The organism is Streptomyces sp. NPDC021212 (assembly GCF_044332925.1).
Classification (GTDB): domain Bacteria; phylum Actinomycetota; class Actinomycetes; order Streptomycetales; family Streptomycetaceae; genus Streptomyces.
Map to the genome: position 1 here is coordinate 493752 of NZ_JBIRPZ010000001.1, position 25675 is coordinate 519426.

At 72.5% G+C, this 25675-nt stretch carries 3 protein-coding genes and 1 pseudogene; 1 reads left to right on the forward strand and 3 read right to left on the reverse strand.

What is annotated here, in order from left to right; translation table 11 throughout:
* Nucleotides 1-24: 24 nt before the first annotated feature.
* From ACH4SI_RS02030 to ACH4SI_RS02040, 3 genes and pseudogenes are all read right to left on the reverse strand, one after another.
* A pseudogene (locus ACH4SI_RS02030) lies at nucleotides 25-19089 on the reverse strand (SDR family NAD(P)-dependent oxidoreductase); the annotation flags it as partial.
* Between the two features lie 259 nt (nucleotides 19090-19348).
* Nucleotides 19349-22096: an AAA family ATPase gene (locus tag ACH4SI_RS02035; protein WP_398291489.1), complete on the reverse strand. Its 2748-nt coding sequence runs from the start codon at nucleotides 22094-22096 to the stop codon at nucleotides 19349-19351.
* Nucleotides 22097-22476: 380 nt separating this feature from the next.
* Nucleotides 22477-22653: a hypothetical protein gene (locus ACH4SI_RS02040; protein ID WP_398291490.1), complete on the reverse strand. Its 177-nt coding sequence runs from the start codon at nucleotides 22651-22653 to the stop codon at nucleotides 22477-22479.
* A 420-nt stretch (nucleotides 22654-23073) separates the two neighbouring features.
* Here ACH4SI_RS02040 and ACH4SI_RS02045 point away from each other — a divergent pair, with 420 nt between their 5' ends.
* A complete protein-coding gene (locus ACH4SI_RS02045) occupies nucleotides 23074-25473 on the forward strand; it encodes an ATP-binding cassette domain-containing protein (protein WP_398292317.1) in 2400 nt (799 codons plus the stop codon).
* Nucleotides 25474-25675 lie beyond the last annotated feature (202 nt).

Genomic DNA, 25675 nt, shown 5'->3' on the forward strand with positions numbered 1-25675 from the left:
GATAGTCGCGCAGCTTGTCCTCGTTCATGAGAGCCCCAGCTCGTTGTCGATGAAGTCGAAGATCTCGTCGTCCGTCGCGGACTCGATCGTCATGTCCGGCCCCGTCCCCGGCTGTTCGGCGTCCTCCGGGGCCGGGCCGTCCAGCTGCAGCAGGAGAGCCTGCATGCGCGCGGCGACCGCGGTACGGACACCGGGGACCGCGGTCCGCAGACTGCTCTCCAGCCGGTCCAACTCGGCGACCAGCGACTGCGGAACCTCGTCGGGGGCCCGTTCGGGTGCCAGCTCGGCACGCAGCATCGAGGCCAGCTGAACCGGTGTGGGGTAGTCGAACAGGGTGGTGGGAGGCAGCCGGAGGCCGGTGGCGTGGTTGAGGTTGTTGCGGAACTCGACGGTGGTGAGCGAGTCGAGCCCCATCTCCAGGAACCCGCTGTCGGCGTCGATGGCGTGCGGCGAGCCGTGACCGAGCACCGCGGCGACCTGCCCACGGATGTAGGTGAGGAGGATGTCCAGCTGCGTGGCCTCGTCATGCGGGGCGAGCCGCTGCCGCAGCGTGTCCGGGCCCGCCGCACCGCCCGTGGCGGCCGCCCGCCGGGACCGGGAACGGACCAGCCCCTGCAACACCGCCGGGACGGGGGCATCGCCGTCGCCCAGCCGCGCCAGGTCCAGCTTCGCGGGCACCAGGAGCGCCTGGGGCGAGCCCAGGGCGAGGTCGAGCAGGCCGAGCGCCTGCGCCGTGCGCATCGCGGCGATGCCACCGCGGCCCAGCCGTGCCCGCCCGACCGGATCGAGCCCCGCGGTCAGTTCGCTGGTCTGCGCCCACAGGCCCCACGCCAGCGAGAGACCCGGCAGTCCCCGCCCTCGGCGGTGGGCGGCGAGCCCGTCCAGGAAGGTGTTCGCCGCGGCGTAGTTGGCCTGCCCCGCATTGCCGATCGCCCCCGCGGCGGAGGAGAACAGCACGAACGCCGCCAGGTCCAGGTCCTCCGTCAGCCGGTGCAGATGGGAGGCGGCATCGACCTTGGGCCGCAGCACCGCCGACAGCCGTTCCGGTGTCATCGAGGCGATCGCGGCGTCGTCCAGGAGCCCGGCCGTGTGGAACACCCCCGTCAGCGGATGCGCGCAGGGAATCGACCGCAGCAGTTCCGCCACCGCCTCGGCGTCCGCGGTGTCGCAGGCCGCGAGGGAAACGTCGGCGCCCAGTTCCTTCAGCCGCGCGGCCAGTTCCGTCGCGCCGTCCGCCGCCGGGCCGCGCCGACTGGCCAGGAGCAGGTGCCGTACGCCGTGCCGCTCCACGAGGTGCCGGGCCAGCAGACCGCCGAGGGTGCCGGTGCCGCCGGTGATGAGCACGGTCCCCCCGGGGTCGAGTCCGGCACCGTTCCCTCCGCCGTCCGTCTTTGGCGTGGGCGGTGTCGCGCGCACCAGCCGGGGCACGCGCAGCTCACCGCCGCGGATGGCGAGCTGTGGTTCTCCCGTGGCGAGCGCCGCCGGGAGCGCGCGGTACGAGGCGTCCGCCCCGTCCACGTCGACGAGCACGAACCGGCCGGGATACTCCGCGTCCGCCGTACGCATCAGCCCCCACACCGTGGCCGCCGCCGGATCCGGCACCCCCTCACCGTCCTCCGCGGGCACAGCCCCCCGGGTCAGCACGACCAACCGCGCGTCGGCGAGGGTGTCGTCGGAGACGAAGTCCTGTACCAGGGAGAGGAGTTCGGTGGCCGCGGTGTGCGCGTCGGCTGCCAGATCACCGCCATCGGAGCGGGCGGGCCCCGCCACCACGATCTGCGGTGGCTTGGCGTCCTCCACGCCGAGTGCGGCGAGGGTCGCGTGGTTCACCGCATCGATTCCGGCGGTACGGAGCGCGGCAGCCACCTCCGCGACGCCGACCACCGCCCACGGTCCGCCGCTCTGTGACGCGGGCGCGGGCACGGGGAGCCAGCTCGGCTCGTACAGGGCGTCGCTCTGCCGGGCCTTGGCGGCGGCGAGCTGATCCGGGGCCACCTCGCGCATGGCCAGCCCGGCGATGGTGAGCACGGGAGCGCCCGTGGCGTCGGCCACCGCCAGCGACATCATGTCCCGCTCCGAGCGGGACAACCGCACCCGCAACCGGGACGGCCCGACGGCGTGCAACGCCGCGCCGCTCCAGGAGAAGGGCAGCCGTACGCGCTCCGACTCGTACCAGAACAGCATCAGGGGGTGCAGCGCCGAGTCCAGCAGGGCGGGGTGGACGCCGTACGCCTCGGGGTCCGTACCGTCCGGGAGCGCGATCTCCGCGTAGAGGGTGTCACCGACGCGCCAGCCCGCCCGGAAGCCCCGGAACAGCGGCCCGTACTCGTACCCACGCCCGATGAACCCGCGGTAGAACTCCTCGACGTCGACGGACTCGCCCTCGGCGGGCGGCCACGCCGTGAGGTCGAACGTGGGCTCCGGCGCGGAATCGGCGAGGAAACCGCTGGCGTGGCGCGTCCATTCGGCCGTCTCCTCGGCCGCCTCGCTCTCCGACGAGAAGAGCGCGAACGACCGCCGCCCGGCCTCGTCCGCGGCACCCACGGTGAGCCGCAGCTGCCGGGCACCCCGCTCCGGCACGGCCAGGAAGGCATGGTGCGTCAGCTCTTCGATCTGATCGCATCCGACGTACCCGGCCGCGTGCAGCAGCAGATCCACGAAGGCCACGCCCGGCAGCACCACCGTGCCGTGTACGACGTGATCGCTCAGCCACGGCTGGGCCTTGAGCGAAACCTCGCCGGTGAACACGGCGCCTTCCCCGTCGGGGAGGGTGATCGCCGCGGTGAGGAGGGGGTGGGTGGAGGTGTTCGGGGCGCCGGCGGTGGGCTTCGACGTCTCCAGCCAGTAGCGCCGGCGCTGGAAGGGGTAGGTGGGGAGGGCGGCGGGGGCGTGGGTGTCGCCGATCAGGGGCGTCCAGTCGACGTGGACGCCGTGGGTGTGTGCGGTGGCGAGTGCGGTGAGGAGGGTGTGGCTCTCGTCCCGGTCGCGGTGGAGAGTGGGGATGAAGGTGGCGCCGGCGTCTTCCGGTACGGAGTCCTGGGCCATGGTGGTGAGGGTGGCGTCGGGTCCGAGTTCGAGGTAGTGGCGGACGCCGTGGGTGTGGAGGGTGGTGATGCCGTCGGCGAAGCGGACGGCTTCGCGGACGTGGCGGACCCAGTAGGCGGGGGTGGTGATCTCGTTGGGGTCGGCGAGCTGCCCGGTGAGGTTGGAGACGAGGGGGATGGTGGGGGAGTGGTAGGTGAGTTCTGCGGCGACGCGTGCGAACTCCTCCAGCATGGGGTCCATGTGGGGTGAGTGGAACGCGTGGGAGACGGTGAGACGGCGGGTCTTGATGCCGCGTTCGGCCAGGGTGGCGGCGATGTCGGTGGTGGTGTGTTCGTCGCCGGAGATGACCAGGGAGATGGGGCCGTTGATGGCGGCGATGGCGACCTCGTGTTCACGGCCTTCGAGCAGGGGCCGGACGTCGTCTTCGGCGGCGCGCACCGAGATCATCGCCCCGCCGGCCGGAAGGGCCTGCATGAGGGTGCCGCGGGCGGCGACCAGGCGGCAGGCGTCGTCGAGGGTGAGGATTCCGGCGATGTGGGCGGCGGTGAGTTCGCCGATGGAGTGGCCGGTGAGGTAGTCGGGGGTGATGCCGAAGGATGCGATGAGGCGGTAGAGCGCGGTTTCCAGGGCGAAGAGTGCGGCCTGGGTGTACCGGGTCTGGTTCAGCGGACCCTGGTCCTCGGCGAACACGACATCCGCGATGGGCCGTTCGCCGCCGAGGTGGCCGTCAAGGGTGGTGCAGACCTCGTCGAACGCGTCCCGGAAGGCGGGGTAGGTGTCGTAGAGCCGATGTCCCATGCCCGCTCGTTGGGCGCCCTGGCCGGTGAACAGGAACGCGGTCTTGCCCGGGTGGGGTGTGCCGCGGACCACGGCCGGGGAGGGCTCGCTGCGGGTGAGGGCGGCCAGCGCGCGGTCGAACCCCTCGCGCTCGTCCGCCACCACCACGGCCCGGTGGTCGAAGGTGGTGCGCGCGGTGGCCAGGGTGTGGGCGATGTCGGTGGGGTGGAGGGTGGGGTGTTCGGTGGTGTGGTCGAGGAGTCGTTGGGCTTGGTCGCGGAGGGCTTGTTCGGTCTTGGCGGAGAGGAGCCAGGGGACGGTCGTGGTGTTCGTCGGAGGTTCCGCGACGGGGGTGGTGGGGGCTTGTTCGAGGATGAGGTGGGCGTTGGTGCCGCTGATGCCGAAGGAGGAGACGCCGGCGCGGCGGGGATGGCCGTTCTCGGGCCAGGCGCGGGCCTCGGTGAGCAACTGGACATTGCCCGAGTCCCAGTCGATGTGCGGGCTGGGCTCATCGACGTGGAGTGTCTTGGGCAGGGTGGCGTGACGCATGGCCTGGATCATTTTGATGACGCCACCGATACCGGCCGCCGCCTGGGCGTGGCCGATGTTGGACTTGAAGGAGCCCAGCCACAGAGGCTCCTCGCGGTTCTGCCCGTAAGTGGCGAGCAGGGCCTGGGCCTCGATGGGGTCGCCCAGGGTCGTGCCGGTACCGTGGCCCTCCACCGCGTCCACCTGGTCCGGGGTGAGCCCGGCGTTGTCCAGGGCCGCGGTGATGACGCGTTGCTGGGACGGTCCATTGGGCGCGGTCAGGCCGTTGCTGGCGCCGTCCTGGTTGACCGCCGAGCCACGGATGACGGCCAGGACGGTGTGGCCGTTGGTCTGGGCGTCGGAGAGCCGTTCCAGCAGGATCATGCCCGCGCCCTCGGCCCAGATCGTGCCGTCGGCGCCGGCGGAGAACGACTTGCACCGGCCGTCGGGCGCCAGTCCGCGCTGGCGGCTGAACTCCAGGAACATCCCCGCATTGGCCATGATCGTGGTGCCACCGGCCAGGGCCATGGAGCATTCGCCACTCCGCAGGGACTGGCAGGCCAAGTGCATCGCCACCAGCGAGGAGGAGCAGGCGGTGTCGACCGTCACCGCCGGGCCCTCGAAGCCGAACGTGTACGCCACCCGCCCGGACGCCACACTCGCCGTCGTACCCGTCAGCAGATAGCCCTCGACGGGTTCGCCGCCGTGATGAGTCAGCGAGACGTACTCCTGGGCGGCCACCCCGGCGAAGACGCCGGTGGCGCTGCCGCGCAGGGTGTCGGGCCGGATCCCCGCGTCCTCGAACGCCTCCCAGGCCGTTTCCAGAAGGAAACGCTGCTGGGGGTCGAGCGCCAAGGCTTCGCGGGGGGTGATGCCGAAGAACTCCGGGTCGAAGCGGTCGGCGTCGTAGAGGAAGCCGCCCTGTTGGACGTAGGTCTTGCCGCGCACATCGGGGTCGGGGTCGTAGAGGTTTTCGACGTCCCAGCCGCGGTTGTCGGGGAACGCCCCCACCGCGTCGCGGCCCTCGGCCACCAGCCGCCACAGCTCCTCCGGTGTGCTCGCGCCACCGGGGAAGCGGCACCCCATGCCCACGATCGCGATCGGCTCGGCCGTGTCGGTGCTCGCCGGTGCGGTACGGGCGGTGCGCCGGGCCACCTGGGTACCGGCCTCGGCCTGCCCACTGCCCACCAGCTCGCCACGTATGTGGCTCGCCAGCACCGCGGGGGTGGGGTAGTCGAACAACAGGGTGGACGGGAGGCGCATCCCGGACGCCTTGTTGAGCGAGTTGCGCAGCTCCACCGAGCTGAGCGAGTCGAAACCGAGGTCCTTGAACGAGTGACCGGGCTCGATCGCGTCGGGCGAGCCGTGTCCGAGGACGGTGGCCACATGACGGCGCAGGAAGTCCAGCACGATCCGGTCCTGCTCGGGCTCGGGGTGACCCGCGAGCGACTGCCGCAGGCCGCCCGCGTCCCCTCCGGCCGCGGCCGACTGGGCGGCGCTGCGCAGGGGTGCGCGGACCAGGCCGCGGAAGATCGGCGTCACGGGGGCGGACGTGGCGCGGGCGCGCAGGCCCGCGAGGTCGAGCTTGGCCGGGACCACCACCGAAGTGGCCGCGTGCAGCGCCGCGTCGAAGTGCCCGAGCGCCTGTTCGGCGGGCATCGGCAGCAGCCCGTTGCGGCTCATGCGTGCCCGGTCCTGCTCATCGAGGGTTCCGGCCATGCCGCCGCCCTGATCCCACAGACCCCAGGCGAGTGATGTCGCGGGCAGCCCGCAGGCACGGCGGTGCTGGGCGAGTCCGTCCAGGAAGCTGTTGGCGGCCGCGTAGTTGGCCTGTCCGGGAGAGCCGAGGACGCCGACCGCCGACGAGAACAGCACGAACACGTCCAGGTCCATGTCCCGGGTCAGCAGATGGAGGTTCCACGCGGCGTCCACCTTCGGGCGGAGCACTCCGTCGAACCGCTCAGGACTGAGGGCCGTCACAATGCCGTCGTCCAGTGTCCCGGCACAGTGCACCACCGCGCCGAGCGGATGCTCCTCCGGCAGGCTCCCGAGCAGAGTCTCCAGCGACTGCCGGTCGGCGGCGTCGCACGCCGCGATCGTGACCTCTGCGCCGAGTTCGGCGAGTTCCGCGGCGATGGTGCTCTCCGCCTGCGGGCCGCTCCGGCTGATGAGCAGCAGCCTCCTGACGCCGTACGTGCTGACCAGGTGGCGGGCGAGGAGCGTGCCCAGGGCGCCGGTGCCACCGGTGATGAGCACCGTCTTGTCCGGGGCGAACGCTGCCGGAGCGGTGTCAGGGGTATCGGGAGTGTCGGAGGTGCCGGGGTCGGTGTCGGCGGCGGTACGGGCGAGGCGAGGGGCAAGCAGCGCGCCGTGGCGCACGGCGAGCTGGGGTTCGTTCGTGGCGAGGGCGGTCGGGACGGCCGGCAACGAGGCATCCGAGCTGTCGAGGTCGATCAGCGTGAACCGGTCCGGGTGTTCCGACTGAGCCGTGCGGATCAGCCCCCAGACCGCCGCTCCGGCCAGGTCGGTCGGCTCGTCGCCGGTGCCGGTGGACATCGCGCCCCTGGTGAGGACCACCAGGCGGGAGTCCGGCCGGTCATCGGACACGACCGCCTGGACGAGGCCGAGCACGCGATGCGTGAGGGAGCGGGTGGACTGTGCCGGGTCGGCGTCGGCCTCGGAGACACACCATGTGACGAACACGTCGGCGCCGGTGGTGTCGTCGTCCCGCCGCGCGGTCGGGAGTGCCACCGCGTCCCGGGGGACCTCGACCGTGCCCTGGACCTCGTCCTCGGGTGTCGGGACGGCGAGCCAGTCGACCTCGTACAGCTCTCCGGCGTCGGCCGCTCGCGCGGCGGCGAGCTGGTCGGGGCCGACCGACCGCATGATGAGGGCGTCGATCGTCATCACCGGCGCACCCGTCTGATCCGCGATGACCAGCGACACCGTGTCCGGTGTGGGCCACATGAGGCGGATCCGCAGGGCCCTCGCCCCTGTCGCGTGGAGGGATACGCCGCTCCACGAGAACGGCACCCTGATGGTGTCCTCCGCCGCCTCACGCCCCGCGACGAGCGCCGCCGGCTGGAGCGCCGAGTCGAGCAGGCCGGGATGGATGCCGTACGCGCCGGGGTCGGCGTCCGTGGGGAGAGACACCTCCGCGTACGTGGTGTCCCCGTCCCGCCAGGCGGCGCGCATCCCCCGGAACAGCGGTCCGTAGCCGAAGCCCGCACCGGTGACCCGCCGGTAGAACTCCTCCGTGTCCATGGGGACCGAGGCGGCCGGGGGCCAGACATCGTCCGTCAGCACGCCTGCCGTTGACGGGGCTTCCCTCTCCTCGGCCGCGAGCACACCCGTGGCATGGCAGGTCCACTCGTTCTCGGCCGGGGCGTCCTCCGGCCGGGAGTAGACCGCGAGGGAGCGGCGCCCGGACTCGTCCGCCGGTTCGACCAGGACCCGTAGCTGGAGTGCGCCGCGCTCCGGTACGGCGAGAAACACATGGTGGGTGAGTTCCTCGATGTGGCCGCAGTCCACATGGCGCGCCGCGTGGAGGAGCAGATCGACGAAGGCCACGCCGGGCACGATCATCGCGCCGAAGATGGCGTGCTCGGCCACCCAGGCGGGATCGGAGCCGGAAACGCGGCCGGTGAAGAGGTGACCGCCCCCATTGGGCAGTTCGGCCAAGGTGGTCAGCACCGGATGGCCGGTCGCCGTGAGCCCCAGACCGTCGGCGCCCGCGGTGGGCTTGGGCCGTTCCAGCCAGTAGCGCCGGCGCTGGAAGGGGTAGGTGGGGAGGGTGGTGGGGGCGTGGGTGTCGCCGATCAGGGGTGTCCAGTCGACGTGGACGCCGTGGGTGTGCGCGGTGGCCAGGGCGGTGAGGAAGGTGTGGTTCTCCTCCCGCTCCCGGTGCAGGACAGGGATGAACGCGATGCCTTCGGTGTCGTCGGCCAGGCTGTCCTGGGCCATGGTGGTGAGGGTGGCGTCGGGTCCGAGTTCGAGGTAGTGGCGGACGCCGTGGGTGTGGAGGGTGGTGATGCCGTCGGCGAAGCGGACGGCTTCGCGGACGTGGCGGACCCAGTAGGCGGGGGTGGTGATCTCGTCGGGGTCGGCGAGCTGCCCGGTGAGGTTGGAGACGAGGGGGATGGTGGGGGAGCGGTAGGTGAGTTCTGCGGCGACGCGTGCGAACTCCTCCAGCATGGGGTCCATATGGGGTGAGTGGAACGCGTGGGAGACGGTGAGACGGCGGGTCTTGATGCCGCGTTCGGCCAGGGTGGCGGCGATGTCGGTGGTGGCGTGTTCGTCGCCGGAGATGACCAGGGAAGTGGGGCCGTTGATGGCGGCGATGGCCACTTCCTGCTCGCGTCCGTCCAGCAGCGGGCGTATCTGCTCCTCGGTGGCGCGTACGGAAATCATGGCGCCCCCGGCGGGGAGCGCTTGCATCAGTGATCCGCGGGCGGCGACCAGGTAGCAGGCGTCGTCGAGGGTGAGGATTCCGGCGATGTGGGCGGCGGTGAGTTCGCCGATGGAGTGGCCGGTGAGGTAGTCGGAGGTGATGCCGAAGGATGCGATGAGGCGGTAGAGCGCGGTTTCCAGGGCGAAGAGTGCGGCCTGGGTGTACCGGGTCTGGTTCAGCTGACCCTGGTCCTCGGCGAAGACGACATCCTTCAGCGGCTGTTCGGCTTCCAGGTACTGGTCCAGCGTGCCGCAGACCTCGTCGAACGCGTCCCGGAAGGCGGGGTAGGTGTCGTAGAGCCGACGTCCCATGCCCGCTCGTTGGGCGCCCTGGCCGGTGAACAGGAACGCGGTCTTGCCCGGGTGGGGTGTGCCGTGGACCACGGCCGGGGAGGGTTCGCCGCGGGTGAGGGCGGCCAGCGCGCGGTCGAACGCCTCGCGCTCGTCCGCCACCACCACGGCCCGGTGCTGGAAGAGGGCGCGTGTGGTGGCGAGTGCGTACGCGACGCGGTCCGGTCGCAGCTCGGGGCTCAGCTCAAGGTGGGTGCGCAGCTGCTGGGCCTGGGCTTGCAGGGCCTGCTCGTTCTTGGCGGACAGGATCCAGGGGACCGTGATCGGCTGCGGCGAGGTGTCCGGGACCGGTGCGAGGTTCGCGGGAGCGGGGGCTTGTTCGAGGACGAGGTGGGCGTTGGTGCCGCTGATGCCGAAGGCGGAGACAGCCGCGCGGCGCGGGTGGCCGTTCTCGGGCCAGGGCCGGGCCTCGGTGAGCAGCCGCACGCTGCCGGTGGTCCAGTCGATGTGCGGACTGGGCTCATCGACATGGAGCGTCTTGGGCAGGGTGCCGTGGCGCATGGCCTGGATCATTTTGATGACGCCACCGATACCGGCCGCCGCCTGGGCGTGGCCGATGTTGGACTTGAAGGAGCCCAGCCACACAGGCTCCTCGCGGTTCTGCCCGTAAGTGGCGAGGAGAGCCTTCGCCTCGATGGGGTCGCCGAGGGTGGTGCCGGTGCCGTGTCCCTCGACCGCGTCCACCTGCTCCGGAGTCAGCCCGGCGGCGGCCAGCGCGGCGTTGATGACGCGCTGCTGCGACGGACCGTTCGGCGCGGTCAGGCCGTTCGACGCGCCGTCCTGGTTGACCGCCGAGCCACGGATGACGGCCAGCACGGGGTGCCCGTTGGCCTGGGCGTCGGAGAGCCGTTCGAGCAGGACCATGCCCGCGCCCTCGGCCCAGATCGTGCCGTCGGCGGCGGCCGAGAACGACTTGCACCGGCCGTCGGGCGCCAGCCCGCGCTGGCGGCTGAACTCCAGGAACATCCCCGCATTGGCCATCACGGTGGCGCCACCGGCGAGCGCCATGGAGCATTCGTCGCTCCGCAGCGACTGGCAGGCCATGTGGAGCGCCACCAGCGAGGAGGAGCAGGCGGTGTCGACCGTGACCGCCGGGCCCTCGAAGCCGAAGGTGTACGCCACCCGCCCGGACGCCACGCTCGCCGTCGTACCCGTCAGCAGGAAGCCGTCGACGGGCTCGCTGCCCTCGTGAACGAGGGAGCCGTACTCCTGGGTGACGACTCCGGCGAAGACACCGGTCGCGCTGCCGTCCAGGGTGTCGGGCCGGAGCCCCGCGTCCTCGAACGTCTCCCACGCCGTCTCCAGCAGCAGCCGCTGCTGGGGGTCGAGCGCGAGGGCCTCGCGGGGGCTGATGCCGAAGAACTCGGCGTCGAACTCGGCCGCGTCGTAGAGGAAGCCGCCCTCGCGGGCGTAGGTCTTGCCACGTACGTCGGGATCGGGATCGTACAGGTCGTCGAGGTCCCAGCCGCGGTTGTCGGGGAACGCCCCCACCGCGTCGCGGCCCTCGGCCACCAGCCGCCACAGCTCCTCCGGCGTGCTCGCGCCACCGGGGAAGCGGCATCCCATGCCGATGACCGCGATCGGCTCGGCGTCGTCCGCGGCGGGGGCGGGCGTGGTGGCCCCGTCGTCGGCGGCGCGCGGGGTGCTCGCGGTGTCCGTCGCTTCGGCGGGGGCCACCGGCAGCGGGGCATCGCCGCCCAGTTCGTCCCTGAGATGGGTGATCAGGGCGGCGGGGGTGGGATGGTCGAACAGCATGGTGGACGGCAGGTGCAGCCCCAGCGCCTCGCCCAGGACGATGAGCAGTTCGATGCCCGCGAGCGAGTCGAAACCCAGGTCCTTGAACGAGGTTCCGGGGTCGATGGCGGGCGGTGTGCTGTGGCCCAGGACGGTGGCGATGTGCAGGCGGAGGACGTCCAGCAGCAGGTCGCGCTGTTCGGCCTCGTTCAGCCCGGCGAGCCGCCCGCGCAGCGAGTCGTCCTGGCCGGTGTCGCTCGCCCGGCCGGCGGGCGCGGCCTGGGTGGGAACCAGGTCGGCGAGCAGCGGGGACAGCGGGCTCGGCGACCGCTGCGCGCGTGCGCCGGTGACGTCGAGCCCGGTGGGAACGAGCACCGTGCGATCGGTCGCGAGGGCCGCGTCGAAGAGCGCGAGGGCCCGTGCGGTGGGCATCGGCGCCAGCCCCTCGCGGCTCATACGGGCCAGGCCACGCTGGTCCAGGGTGCCGCCCATGCCGCCGTCCTCCGCCCAGAGGCCCCAGGCGAGGGAGGTGGCGGGCAGGCCGGCGTCGCGGCGGTGGTGGGCGAGCGCGTCGAGGAAGGCGTTGGCGGCGGCGTAGTTGGCCTGTCCCGCGGTGCCCAGCGTGCCGGCCACGGACGAGAACAGCACGAACGCGGTCAGGTCGGCGTCCCGGGTCGCCACGTGGAGGTTCCACGCGCCGTCGGCCTTGGGGCGCAGCACCGTACCCAGCCGACCCTGGTCGAGTTCGGTGACCACACCGTCGTCCAGGACGCCCGCGCAGTGCACCACCGCGCCGAGCGGGTGTTCCTCGGGCAGGGCCGCCAGCAGCGCGGCCAGGGACTCGCGGTCGCCGACGTCGCAGGCCGTGACGGTGGCCTCGGCTCCGAGGGCGGCCAGCTCCGCGGTGAGGGCGCCCGCCGCTTCGGGGCCGCTTCTGCTGGTCAGCAGCAGCCTCCTGACACCGTGCCGGGTGACCAGGTGGCGCGCGAGGACGGCGCCGAGGGCGCCGGTGCCGCCGGTGATGAGCACCGTCCGTCGCGGGTCGAACGGAGTGGCGGGCGTCGCGGCAGAAAGCGGCGCCGACGTCAGAGCGGCGAGGCGGGGAACGAACAACTGGCCTTCGCGGACGGCAAGTTGGGGCTCCTCGGTCGACAGGGCCGCGTCGATGGCCTCTTCGGAGGCTTGCGAGCCGTCGACGTCGAGGAGCGTGAACCGGTCCGGGTGCTCGGTCCGGGCCGAACGGATCAGACCCCAGACCGCTGCTCCGGCCAGGTTGGTCGGCTCGTCGCCGGTACCGGTGGACACCGCGCCCTCGGTGAGGACCACCAGGCGAGAGCCCGGCTCCCCGTCGGCCAGGACCGTCTGCAGCAGCTCCAGGGCGTGGCGCGTCGCGGCGTGCGCCGCCTCGGCCGGGTCGGCGCCGTCTGCGGCAACCCCGGCGCACCGGGCGAGGACCGTCTCCGGCCGGGCCGCACCGGACCGCAGCGCCGCGCGCAGGGCTTCGGCGTCCGGGTAGGTCGCGGTCGCGGGGCCGAGCGCTGCCAGCGCCGCGGCGACCAGCCGGTCGTCCGCGTCCCCGACCACCGCCCACCCGGCGCCCCCGGGGGATACGACGCCGTCCGGTGGCGTGGCCACCGCGCGCCAGGTGACCTCGTGGAGCGCGCCGTCGCGGTCGGGCCTGGCCGCGGCGAGCTGCTCGGCGCCGACCGCCCGCAGGACGAGGGAGTCGACGGTGAGAACCGGCGCCCCGGCCGCGTCCATGACCCGCAGCGCGACCGCATCCGGCGCCGAGCGCGCGAGCCGGACCCGCAGGGCGCGTGCGCCGGTCGTGTGGAGGGTCACCCCGCTCCAGGAGAACGGCACCCGGAGCGTGTCGTCGTCCGACTCACCCGCGGCCAGGGCCAGCGGGTGGAGCGCGGAGTCGAGCAGCCCGGGGTGGACGCCGTACGGGCCCGGGGCGGTGCCCGCGGGCAGGGCGACGTCGGCGTACAGCGTGTCGCCGTCCCGCCAGGCGGCCTTGAGCCCCTGGAAGAGCGGGCCGTAGCCGAAACCGGCGTCGGCGATCCGCCGATAGAAGCCTTCGGTGTCGAGGGGTTCGGCGGAGGCCGGGGGCCAGGCCGCGTCGGCGGGGGCCCCGGCGTCCTCGGCGACGCCACCGAGCGCACCTGTGGCGTGGCAGGTCCAGTCGGCGCCCGTCGGGGCGTCCTCGGGCCGTGAGTGGACGGCGAAGGCCCGCCGCCCCGTGTCGTCCGCCGCCCGGACGAGGACCCGCAGCTGGAGCGCGCCGCGCTCGGGCAGCGCCAGGAAGACGTGGTGGGTCAGCTCCTCGACGCGGGCACACCCCACCCGTGCCGCGGCGTGCAGCAGCATGTCCACGAACGCCACGCCCGGCATGACGGGTGTGCCGAAGACGGCGTGGTCGGCCGCCCAGCCCGGGGTGGTGGCGTTCACCCGGCCGGTCAGGAGCAGCCCGCCCGGGTCGGGGAGTTCGGCCGCGGTGGTCAGGATCGGATGGCCGGTCGCCGTCAGTCCCAGGCTGTCGGCGCCCAGGGTGGGCTTCGGCGTCTCCAGCCAGTAGCGCTCCCGCTGGAACGCGTACGTGGGCAGGTCCACGGCCGGAAGCGCGGTGTCACCGAACAGGCGGGCCCAGTCGATGGCGACGCCATGGGCGTGGAGCCGGCCGAGGGCGCCCAGCAGCGCCTGCGGCTCGTCGCGGTCGCGGTGGAGGGTGGGGACGAGGGTGGCGGCGTCCGGGTCGGTGAGGCTGTTGCGCACCATGGCGGTGAGGACACGGTCCGGCCCCAACTCCACGTAATGCGTGGCGCCTTCGGTCTCCATCCGGGTCACCGCGTCGGCGAACCGGACCGTCCCGCGCACATGTCGCACCCAGTACTCCGCGGTGGCCGCATCGCCGCCCGCCACCATCGGGATCCGCGGCTCGGCGTACGTCACGGTCTGTGCGACCGCGCGGAACTCCTCCAGCATCGGGTCCATCAGCGGCGAGTGGAACGCGTGGGACACCGTCAGCCGGTTCGTCCTGCGCTCACCGAGCCGTTCGAGGACCGCGGTGACGGCGTCCTCGGCGCCCGAGATCACCACCGAGGTGGGGCCGTTGACGGCGGCGAGGTCCACCCGTTCCGTCAGATACGGGGTCACCTCGTCCTCGGTGGCCTCGACGGCCACCATCGCACCCCCGGGCGGCAGTGCCCCCATCAGCCGCCCCCGCGCGGTGACGAGCGCGGCGGCGTCCTCCAGCGAGAACACCCCGGCGACATGCGCGGCGGCCAGCTCGCCGATCGAGTGACCGGCGACGAAGTCGGGCCGTACACCCCAGGACTCCAGCAGCCGGAACAGCGCCACCTCGACCGCGAAGATCGCGGGCTGGGTGAACTCCGTACGGTGAAGCGCCTCCTCGTCGCCCCACATCACCTCGCGCACCGCGGGGTCGGGCAGTACGGCGCACACCTCGTCGAAGGCGCGCGCGAACACCGGGAACGCCCCGTACAGCCCCCGGCCCATGCCCAGTCGCTGGCTGCCCTGCCCCGTGAACAGGAAGGCGGTCCTGCCGGGGCGGGAGGTGCCACGCACCACGGCGGGCGACGGTTCACCGCGGGTGAGGGCGTCCAGAGCCTGGTCGAACGCCTCGCGGTCGGCCGCCACCACCACGGCCCGGTGGGGGAAGTGCGCGCGGGTGGTGGCCAGGGAGTGGCCGATGGCGGCGGGGGTGAGGCCGGGGTGGTCGGCCAGGTGGCCGCGCAGCCGTTGGGCCTGGTCCCGCAGCGCCTGCTCGGTCTTGGCGGAGAGCACCCACGGGAGCACGGTGCCCTGCGGAGCATCCTGGCCGTGGGGAGCCTCCTGCCGCTCCTCCGCGTCCTGGGGCTTCGGCGGAGCCTCGAGAATGAGGTGGGCGTTGGTGCCGCTGATGCCGAAGGAGGAGACGGCGGCCCGGCGGGGGTGGCCGTTCTCGGGCCAGGGCCGGGCCTCGGTCAGGAGCTGGATGGTGCCGGTGGACCAGTCGATGCGGGGGCTGGGCTCCTCGACGTGGAGGGTTCTGGGCAGGGTGGCGTGGCGCATGGCCTGGATCATCTTGATGACGCCACCGACACCGGCGGCCGCCTGCGCGTGGCCGATGTTGGACTTCAGCGAGCCCAGCCACAGCGGCTCCGCGCGCCCCTGCCCGTAGGTGGCGAGCAGGGCCTGCGCCTCGATGGGGTCGCCGAGGGTGGTGCCGGTGCCGTGGCCTTCGACGGCGTCCACCTGGTCGGGGGTGAGCCCGGCGGCGGCCAGCGCGGCGTTGATGACGCGCTGCTGCGACGGACCGTTCGGCGCGGTCAGGCCGTTCGACGCGCCGTCCTGGTTGACCGCCGAGCCGCGGATGACGGCCAGAACCGTGTGCCCGTTGGCCCGTGCGTCCGAGAGCCGCTCCAACAGGACCATGCCCGCGCCCTCGGCCCAGATCGTGCCGTCGGCACCGGCCGCGAACGACTTGCACCGGCCGTCCGCGGCCAGCCCGCGCTGCTGCCCGAACTCCACGAACATGCCCGGCGTCGCCATGACCGTGACGCCGCCCGCCACCGCCAGCGCACAGTCCCCGACGCGCAGCGCCTGCACCGCCTGGTGCATCGCGACCAGCGACGACGAGCAGGCCGTGTCGATCGTCACCGCCGGGCCCTCGAGTCCGAAGGTGTAGGCGAGCCGCCCCGACGCGACGCTCGCGGTGTTGCCCGTGAGCAGATAGCCCCCCAGCCCGTCGTCGCCCTCGTGCAGCCGCGGGCCGTACTCCTGCGACATCGCGCCCACGAACACCCCGGTGCCGCTGCCGTGCAGCGTGCCCGGATCGATCCCGGCGCGCTCGAACGCCTCCCAGGTGACCTGGAGCAGCACCCGCTGCTGCGGGTCCATCGCGGTGGCCTCGCGCGGGCTGATGCCGAAGAACTCCGCGTCGAACTCGGCGGCGTCCTCAAGGAATCCGCCGTGCCGGGTGTAGGTCTTGCCCCGCACCCCGGGCTCGGGGTCGTACAGCGCGTCCAGATCCCAGCCCCGGTCGGTGGGGAACCCCGAGATGGCGTCCACACCGCCGTCGACCAGCCGCCACAGCTCCTCGGGCGAACCGGCGCCACCGGGGAAGCGGCAGGCCATGCCGACGACCACGATCGGGTCGTCGGCGTCCACCGCAGATGCCACCGCCCGCGCAGGGACCGCCAACGCGTCCTCGCCCAGGGCGAGTTCGCGCAGCTTCCGCGCCAGCCGGGACGGGCTCGGATGGTCGAAGACGACGGTCTCCGGCAGGGCCAGCCCCGTGGCGGCCACCAGGTTCTGCCGCAGCTGGACCGCCATCGTGGAGTCCATGCCCAGCTCACGGAACGCCCGGTCGACATCCACCGTGTCCGTGCTCAGATGGCCGAGCACGATGGCCGTGCGCAGCCGCACCAGCTCCAGCGCCGTACGGCTGCGCTCGTCCTCCGGCAGCCCGGCAAGCCGCTCCGGCCAGGTCGCCTGCGCCGCGGGAGCCTCCGCCGCGGGGGCCTCCGCGTGCTCGATCTCCTGAGGGGAAACCCGCGCCGTGGGCTCGAACGCGGTGGACACCTCCGGCCAGTGGCGCTCGCGCTGGAACGCGTACGTGGGCAGCGCCACGCGACGCGGCGTCCGCCCCGCGAAGACGGCGGACCAGTCCACGGGCAGGCCGCGCACATGAAGCTCCGCCAGGGAGGTCAGCAGCGGCGGCCACGCCGCCTCGTGCCGCCGCAGCGACCCCACCACCAGAGCCTCCGGCAGTGTCTCCCGCAGTCCGAGGGTGAGCACGGGATGCGGGCTCGACTCGATGAACGTGCCGAACCCCGCCTCCGCCATGGCCCGGAGCGTCGTCTCGAAGAGGACGGGCTGACGGAGGTTGGTGTACCAGTACGCGGCGTCCAGCCCGGCCGTGTCGATGGTGCTTGCCGTGACCGTCGAGTAGAAGGCGATGTCACACGAACGCGGCGTCACCCCCGCCAACTGCTCCAGCAACCGTTCCCGGATGGCCTCCATGTGCGGCGAGTGCGACGCGAAGTCCACGGCGGGGACGGCCTTCGCCCGGATCCCGTCCGCCTCGCAGCGGGCCAGTAACGCGGCCACCTCCTCGGGAGCCCCGGCCACCACCGTGGTGCCGGGCCCGTTGACCGCGGCGATGCCGAGGCCCTCGCCGAAGGGGGCGAGGTAGTCGGCGACCCGGTCGGCCGGCAGCGGCACCGACGCCATGGCCCCGGTGCCCGCCAGCGTCATGATGGTCCGGCTGCGCAGCGCCACCACCCGGGCGGCGTCCTCCAGGCTGAGCGCTCCCGCGATGTGCGCGGCGGCCACCTCGCCCTGCGAATGCCCGACCACCGCGTCCGGCCGTACGCCCAGCGACTCCCACACCCGGGCGAGCGACACCATCACCGCGAACAGCACGGGCTGGACGACATCCGCCCGGTCCAGGGACGGCGCGCCGGGCTCGGCGGTCAGCGTGTCCCGCAGCGACCAGCCGACGTACGGGGCGAGCGCCGCGTCGCAACGCTCGATCGACGCGCGGAAGACCGCCGACGTACGCAGCAGCTCGCGCGCCATGCCCTCCCACTGCGAGCCCTGCCCCGGGAACACCAGCGCCACCTTGCCGTGGTCGCCCGTGACACCCGTGATCAGCCCGGGCACATCGGCCCCGGCCCGCAACGCCTCCAGCTGCGCGCCGTGAGCGAGCCCGAGGGCCACGGCGCGGTGCTCGAAGTGGGTGCGGGTGCGGGCCAGCGACCAGCCCACGTCGTACGCGTCCCCATCACCGCCACCGTCGGCCGTTCGGCGCTCCAGCAGCCGTCCGGCCTGGGCGCGCAACGCGGCCTCCGTACGCCCGGACACCAGCCACGGAGCCAGCGGGACCGCCGAACCGTCGCCCTGCGGCACGTCCTCCTCGGGCGCGGTCCGCCCGGGCCCCTCGGCGAGCACGACGTGGCAGTTCGTCCCGCCCACGCCGAAGGAACTCACCCCGGCCAGCAGCGGCGCGTCCGGCCATGGGCCGCACGCGGTCTGCACGCGCAGGTTCAGCGCCTCGGGGTCGATGCGCGGATGCGGCGACGCGTAGTTCAGGCTCGCCGGAATCTCCCGGTGCCGGATGCTCAGCGCCGTCTTGATCAGCCCGACGATGCCCGCCGCGCCCTCCAGATGCCCGACGTTGGTCTTGGCCGACCCGACGAGAACGGGCGAGCCTGCGGGCCGCGCGCTGCCGTACGCGGCGCCCACGCCCGCCGCCTCCAGCGGATCGCCCGTCGGCGTACCCGTCCCGTGCAACTCCACATAGCGCACCTGCGCCGGATCCACCCGCGCGTCCTCGCACGCCCGCCGCGCCACCGCCGCCTGGGCCTCGGCGCTGGGCACGGTGAGCCCTTCGGTGGCACCGTCGTTGTTGACCGCGCTGCCGACGATGACCCCGTACACCGTGTCCCCGTCGCGCATCGCGTCCGCCAGCGGCTTCAGCACGACGACCCCGCCGCCCTCACCGCGGACATAGCCGTTGGCCCGCGCGTCGAAGGTGAAGCAGCGCCCGTCCGGCGACAGCCCGCCGAACCGCCCGGCGACCTCGGCGCTCTCGGGCGCGAAGTTGAGCGCCACACCGCCCGCCAGCGCCAGCGTGCACTCGCCCTTGCGCAGGCTCTCCACCGCCAGGTGCACCGCCACCAGCGACGACGACTGCGCGGTGTCGACCGCCAGGCTCGGACCGCGCAGGCCCAGCGCGTACGACACCCGGTTGGCGATGACACCGCGGTTCAGCCCGGGCAGCGAGTGCTGGGTGATCGCGCCACCGCGCTGCGCCAGCGCCGTGTAGTCGGCGGCGATCGCCCCGACCATCACGCCCGTCGCGGTGGCGCGCAGCGTCTCCGGGACGATGCCCGCGTCCTCCAGCGCCTCCCAGGCCAGCTCGGCGAACAGCCGCTGCTGCGGGTCGATCGCCACGGCCTCGCGCGGCGAGATGCCGAAGAACGCCGCGTCGAACGCGTCCACCCGGTCGAGGAACCCCCCGTGGCGCAGCCCGGCCCGATGCCGCTCCGGGGAGTCCGGCAGCACCGCGTCCGGGTCCCAGCGGTCCGGCGGCACCTCGGTGATCGCACTGCGGCCCGCGCGCAGCAACTCCCAGAAGGCGCCGGGGTCGGGCGCCTGGGGGAGGCGGCACGACACGCCGGTGATTGCGATGGCATCAGTACCGTGAACAAGATCACTCGTCATGGTGGCGAGTGCCTCCCTCATCGCGCGCTGTCGAGACGCCGGGCTGGCGTTCGTCCTGAGGGACGATCGTCGGCTCCGCAACCCGCCCCTAGCTACCCGTAGAGCCCCCTAGGGCCCTGTCTCCGGCGGCTCTCCGGTGGCGACGGCGCGACGGCACGCAACAGTCCGCCCGTCCCGTCGGGAGACGGGACGGGCGGACGACGGCCCCTCGCTTCGGGCCCGATGGCACGGGTCAGGCGGACTCGTAGCTGACGGCGTGGGCCCCCTGCAACAGCTGCTCGCGGTTCCTGATGCCCATCTTGCGGTAGACGCGGGTCAGATGCTGCTCCACGGTGCTGACGGTGATGAACAGCCGGTCGGCGATCTCGCGGTTGGCATATCCCTGGGCGGCCAGCATGGCGACGCGCCGCTCGGATTCGCTCAGCCTGCCGAAGGTGTCCTGGACCGCACCGTCACCGTCGCGCGACCCCGCGCTCCCTCCTGTGCCGATGCTCCGCGGCGCGGACGTCGGAAGCAACTCCTGGCACAGGGGTTCCGCCTGGCAGCTCTTGGCGAGCCGCCACGCCCGCCGCGCGGTCGGCCGGGCCCGCTTGTCCCCCAACTGCTGGTACGCGCGGCTGAGATCGGCCAGCACGGCGGCCGCCTCGTACCGTGCGCCACAGCTCTCCAGCAGGCGGAACGCGTCCCGCAGAACGGAGGGTTGCTGGGTGACCGGCTGGACCAGCGCCAGGCCGTGCAGGGCCATCCCGCGCGACCGGGCGAGCCCGGTGTCCGGCCTCGCGAGCTGCTTCTCGACGAGCCGGGCCGCCCGCTCCCGGTCGCCCAGCCGCAGCCACGCCTCCGCCTCGCCCAGCCGCCAGGGCGCCACGGCGGGCGTGTCGATGTTCCAGCGCCGCATGAGGCTGCCGCACCCCTGGAAGTCGGACAGCGCCAGATACGTCTTGCCGGTGGCGAGGTGGTGGCGGCCGCGCGCGTACAGATAGTGCAGCCCCGCGCGGGTGAGGAACAGCTCCGGCGGCGGCTCCGGCGTCAGATACCCGGCCGCGGCCCGGTGGTCGCCCATCGCGGTGTGCGCCTCGATGAGTATGGCCAGCGCCAGCGCACTGCTGACGTTCCACCTCGGTCCGGACAGCCGGGCGTACGCCGACTCCGCCTGGCGCACGGCATCCGCCAGCCGTCCCCGCCGCAGCGAGACGAGCGCGCCGACGCAGGCGATCTGCGCCCGCCAGGCCGGTGCGTCATGGCGCCCCGCGTCGCCCGCCAGATGGTCGTGCCACGTGGCCGCGGTGTCGAGCCGATCCGCGTAGCACAGGGCGAGCAGCGCCTTCGGCAAGCTGCTGAGCTGCGACGTCGCCGCGTTCTGGCGGCTGGAGAACACCTGCTCGGCCAGGGCGATGGCGTACTCGTCGGCCCCCCGTTCAAGGACCAGGGCGAGGGCGTGTCTGGCGCGCAGCTCGGAGTGGGACATGGCCGGGGCGGCGGTGGCCGGCAGCGGACGGCTCAGCCGGTCGAGCACGCCGGGGACCTCCGAGGCCATGAGCATCCGCGTTCCGTGCAGCGCGGCCGCCGTCTCCTCGTCGCCGTCGTTGAGATGCTCGAGGGCCATCAGCGCCTCGTCGAAGTCGAGGTGGAACAGCATGCCCTCGGCGGCCCACAGCGCGTCGTGCCCCGTCAGCTTTCCCTCGACGATGGGGGCCTTGAGCGCGAGGAAGTGCGGGGCCGAGTCGGCGGGTCGCAACTGCCACTGACCGCAGGCGTAGTGCGACTTCACCGACAGGCGCTGCGCCTCGTCCACGCAGCACTCGCGGGCCAGCTCCAGACACCGGATGCCCCGTTGTACGTCGCCCTCCTCCAGGGCCTGGCGGGCGGCATCCCGCAGGACGTCCAGCACCCAGTCCTCGTGCAGCGGACCTGCGCCGAGCAGATGCGCGGCGACTGCCTGGGGCGGCGCCCCGCTGTCGTACAGCAGGCGGGCGGCGCGGTACCGCAGATGCGTCGCCTCGTCGTGGGGCATCTCGCCGAGCACCGCCTGTCGTACGCCCGCGTGCCGCAGCCGCACACCGTGCAGCACGCCGATGCCGGCGAGCAACCGGAGGTAACGTTTGAGCAGTTCGGTGTCGATGCCGCTCAACCGGCTCAGCAGCAGCGGCGTGGCCGCCTCGTCCAACAGCGCGACACACCGGGCGAGCAGGACCGCGCGCGGACCGATCCGGTGCAGATACGTGAGGACCGCCTGATGGAAGACGGGCCCGACCGACACCCCTCCCTCCTCGATGAGCGCCTGGGCGAGCAGTGGATTCCCGCCGCTCAGGGCGTGTATCTCGGCGATGAACCGGTCCGAGGGAGGGGACGACGGAGCGGACGGGGCCCGGCCCGCGGCCAGCTCCCTTATGCCCACCCGCGAGAGCGGCCCCAGGTGGAAACGGCGCACGCTCGTCCGGTACAGGAGGTCGTGGAGGATGCGCGGCGGCTGCTCCTCCACGGACACGCCACGCGTGAACACCAGCGCGAGGGGGAGCCGGTTCAGGCGCTGCGCCAGGTAGCGCAGGCAGGAGAGGCTGGCCGTGTCGCTGTGCTGGATGTCGTCCACCGTGATCAGCAGCGGACGCCGGGCCGCCAGGTCGGCGATGATCTGGTACGTCTGCTGTGCGACGGCCAGGGAGTCCTCCTCGGCCCCGGGCGGGGCGGGAACGGCGAGTCTGTCCGCCTGCGTGGCCTCCACCGCGTGCAGGAGCTGGGCGAGCGCGCTGTACGGGACGTCGCGCTCGTGGGGCGAACTCACCACACCGAGCACCGTGCTGCCCGCCGCGGTGGCCCGTTCCGCCAGGGCGTTGAGCACCGTGGTCTTGCCCATCGCCGTCGAACCGCTGACAGCGGCGATGGCCCCCCTGCTTCGCGCGGACTGCATCAGAAGATCATCGAGCTGTTCCAGTAATTTTCTTCGCTCCACCAACACTGCTGAGCTTCCCCCTGTCGGCATCTTTGATCACGAAGCCGGTGCCGTTTTCCAGCCCGCCCGGAAACGGAACGGACTCGTCAATGCTGGAAGTTCGCGACCTTCATTAGGTCACTGTCCGGGCGTAGGATATTCGGCGCGACGCCGCGGAACACCCCTTGGAGGTGTTCCTAGGGAAATCTTAGTCCTGGGCCCCCGCGGTTTTCGGGAAGAGCCCTGGTCGGGTCTTTCCGGAGCGGTTAATTCCTTGTGTCCACCACCCGGACCATGGAAATGCCAAAGCAGTAGAGAAACAGGGTATTTTGTTGTAGACACCTGTCACGCACCGGGACCAGAGAGCATGGTCATGAGCGTGAAGAAGGCCGCGGCGGTGACCGCCGCGGCCTCGGGGAACGGCTCAGCCGTCAGTCCTGGTAGACCTTGTTGGAGCCCGGACCGCCGGAGAGCGTGTCCGTGCCCTTGCCGCCGTACACGTAGTCGTTCTCGGCCCCGGCGCGCAGGATGTCGTTGCCGTCGTCGCCGTACAGATTGTCGGCTTCGCCGGTTCCGGTGGGGTGTCGTTCCCGGCGTCGCCGCGGCACTCGTACGAGCAGGCGCCGACGATGGTGTCGTCGCCCTGGCCGCCCCGGACACCCAGGCCGTCGCCGAGGAAGACCTCGAAGGTGGTCGAGTCGTCGGAGCCCAGGGGCTCGGGGATGATGCACTGCACGACGGTGTGATCGGCCGCCGAGGGGTACGTGCACTTGTCCCACTGCGCCGCCGACGCGTCGGCGGTGGCGGCGAAGATCTTGTGCTGAGCCATGCGGAGGTCCGCGTTCTCCTGGAGGGCGCCGGAAGGCACCCCCAGGAGCGGACGGCCGGACCGACCGGAGACCGATCAGAGATGGAGAAGCGCGGTCGCCCGGGGCGGGACATACTGCTCGAAGCCGGTCAGGTCGAGCCAGGCGACGCCGACGGGGCTCGCGAAGGCGGCCCGTCCCACAGATGGAGACACGATGAGCATGACCAGAGGGGCGGACACGCGGTCGCCTGCGCCGCACGTTGCCGACAGCCACGACCTGATCCGCGTGCACGGGGCGCGCGAGAACAACCTCAAGGACGTCAGCATCGAGATCCCGAAGCGCCGGCTGACCGTGTTCACCGGTGTCTCCGGCTCGGGCAAGAGCTCGCTGGTGTTCGACACCATCGCCGCCGAGTCCCAGCGGATGATCAACGAGACGTACAGCACCTTCGTGCAGGGCTTCATGCCGACCCTCGCGCGGCCCGAGGTCGACGTGCTCGACGGGCTCACGACCGCGATCATCGTCGACCAGCAGCGCATGGGCGCCGACCCCCGCTCCACGGTCGGCACCGCCACCGACGCCAACGCGATGCTGCGCATCCTCTTCAGCCGGCTCGGGCAGCCGCACATCGGCCCGCCCGGCGCGTTCGCCTTCAACGTCCCCTCGGTCCGGGCGAGCGGTGCGATCACGGTCGAGCGCGGCAACAAGAAGGCCGTGAAGGCGACCTTTACCCGCACCGGTGGCATGTGCCCGCGCTGCGAGGGCCGGGGCACGGTCTCCGACATCGACCTCACCCAGCTCTACGACGACTCCAAGTCGATCTCCGAGGGCGCGTTCACCATCCCCGGCTGGAAGCCGGACAACGTGTGGACCGTGGGGCTCTACGCCCAGTCGGGCTTCCTCGACCCGGACAAGCCGATCCGCAGGTTCACCAAGAAGGAGATGCAGGACTTCCTCTACGGTGAGCCGACCAAGGTGAAGGTCAACGGAGTCAACCTCACCTACGAGGGGCTGATCCCCAAGATCCAGAAGTCGATTCTCGCCAAGGACCGGGAGGCGATGCAGCCGCACATCCGGGCGTTCGTGGACCGCGCGGTCACTTTCACCGCCTGCCCCGAGTGCGACGGCACCCGCCTCACCGAGGGGGCCAGGTCCTCACGGATCGGCGGAATCAACATCGCCGACGCCTGCGCGATGCAGATCAGCGACCTGGCCGCATGGGTACGTGGCCTGGCCGAGCCGATGGTGGCGCCGCTGCTCGCCGCGCTCCAGCACACCCTCGAATCGTTCGTGGAGATCGGCCTCGGCTATCTCTCGCTCGACCGGCCGTCGGGCACGCTGTCGGGCGGCGAGGCGCAGCGCGTCAAGATGATCCGCCACCTCGGCTCCTCGCTCACCGATGTCACCTACGTCTTCGACGAGCCCACCGTCGGGCTGCACCCCCATGACATCCAGCGCATGAACAACCTGCTGCTGCGGCTGCGGGACAAGGGCAACACCGTGCTCGTCGTGGAGCACAAGCCGGAGACCATCGCGATCGCCGACCATGTCGTCGACCTCGGCCCCGGCGCGGGTACGGCGGGCGGCAGCGTCTGCTTCGAGGGCACCGTCGAGGGGCTGCGGACCGGTGGCACGATCACCGGCCGCCACTTCGACGACCGGGCCGCCCTCAAGGACACGGTGCGGAAGCCCACCGGCACCCTGCCGATCCGCGGCGCGACGGCGCACAACCTGCGCGACGTCGACGTCGACATCCCGCTCGGTGTGCTGGTCGCCGTCACCGGCGTGGCCGGCTCCGGCAAGAGCTCGCTCATGCACGGCTCGCTGGTGGGCAGCCGGGAGGCCGCCGAGGCGGGGGTGGTGGCGATCGACCAGGGCCCGATCCGTGGCTCCCGGCGCAGCAACCCGGCGACGTACACCGGACTGCTCGACCCGATCCGCAAGGCGTTCGCCAAGGCGGGCGGCGTGAAGCCGGCGCTGTTCAGCGCCAACTCCGAGGGCGCCTGCCCGAACTGCAACGGCGCCGGTGTCATCTTCACCGACCTCGCGATGATGGCCGGTGTCTCCACCACCTGCGAGGAGTGCGACGGAAAGCGGTTCCAGGCGTCGGTGCTGGAGCACCGCCTCGGCGGCCGTGACATCAGCGAGGTGCTGGCGATGCCGGTGGCCGAGGCCGAGGAGTTCTTCGGCGCGGGCGAGGCGCGTACCCCGGCCGCACACCGCATCCTCGGCTGCCTCGCCGACGTCGGGCTCGGCTACCTCAGCCTGGGGCAGCCGCTCACCACCCTGTCCGGCGGTGAGCGGCAGCGGCTCAAGCTGGCCACGCACATGGGCGAGAAGGGCGGCGTCTACGTCCTCGACGAGCCGACCACCGGTCTGCACCTCGCCGATGTCGAGCATCTGCTCGGCCTGCTCGACCGGCTGGTCGACGCCGGCAAGTCGGTCATCGTCATCGAGCACCACCAGGCGGTCATGGCCCATGCCGACTGGATCATCGACCTCGGCCCCGGCGCGGGCCACGACGGCGGCCGGATCGTCTTCGAGGGCACCCCCGCCGACCTCGTCGACGCCCGCGCCACCCTCACCGGCGAGCACTTGGCGGCGTACGTCGGCGCCTGACCGGGGCTTCAGGAGAACCGGGTGCGCAGTTCCGCTTCGAGGACGTCGAGCGTGCGTCCCCTGGTCTCGGGGACGCAAGCCTTCACGAACGCGAGGGAGAGGAGGCCCGCCGCCACGAAGAGGGCGCCGCCTCGGAGCAGCAGGGGGCGGTCCTGGACCCGAAGCCGGTGGTACGGGACACCAGCGCGCCGCCCCGGCCGTA

Coding starts and splice junctions, on each gene's coding strand:
- ACH4SI_RS02035 (WP_398291489.1), bottom strand. CDS start 22,096: ATGCCGACAGGGGGAAGCTCAGCAGTGTTGGTGGAGCGAAGAAAATTA.
- ACH4SI_RS02045 (WP_398292317.1), top strand. CDS start 23,074: ATGACCAGAGGGGCGGACACGCGGTCGCCTGCGCCGCACGTTGCCGAC.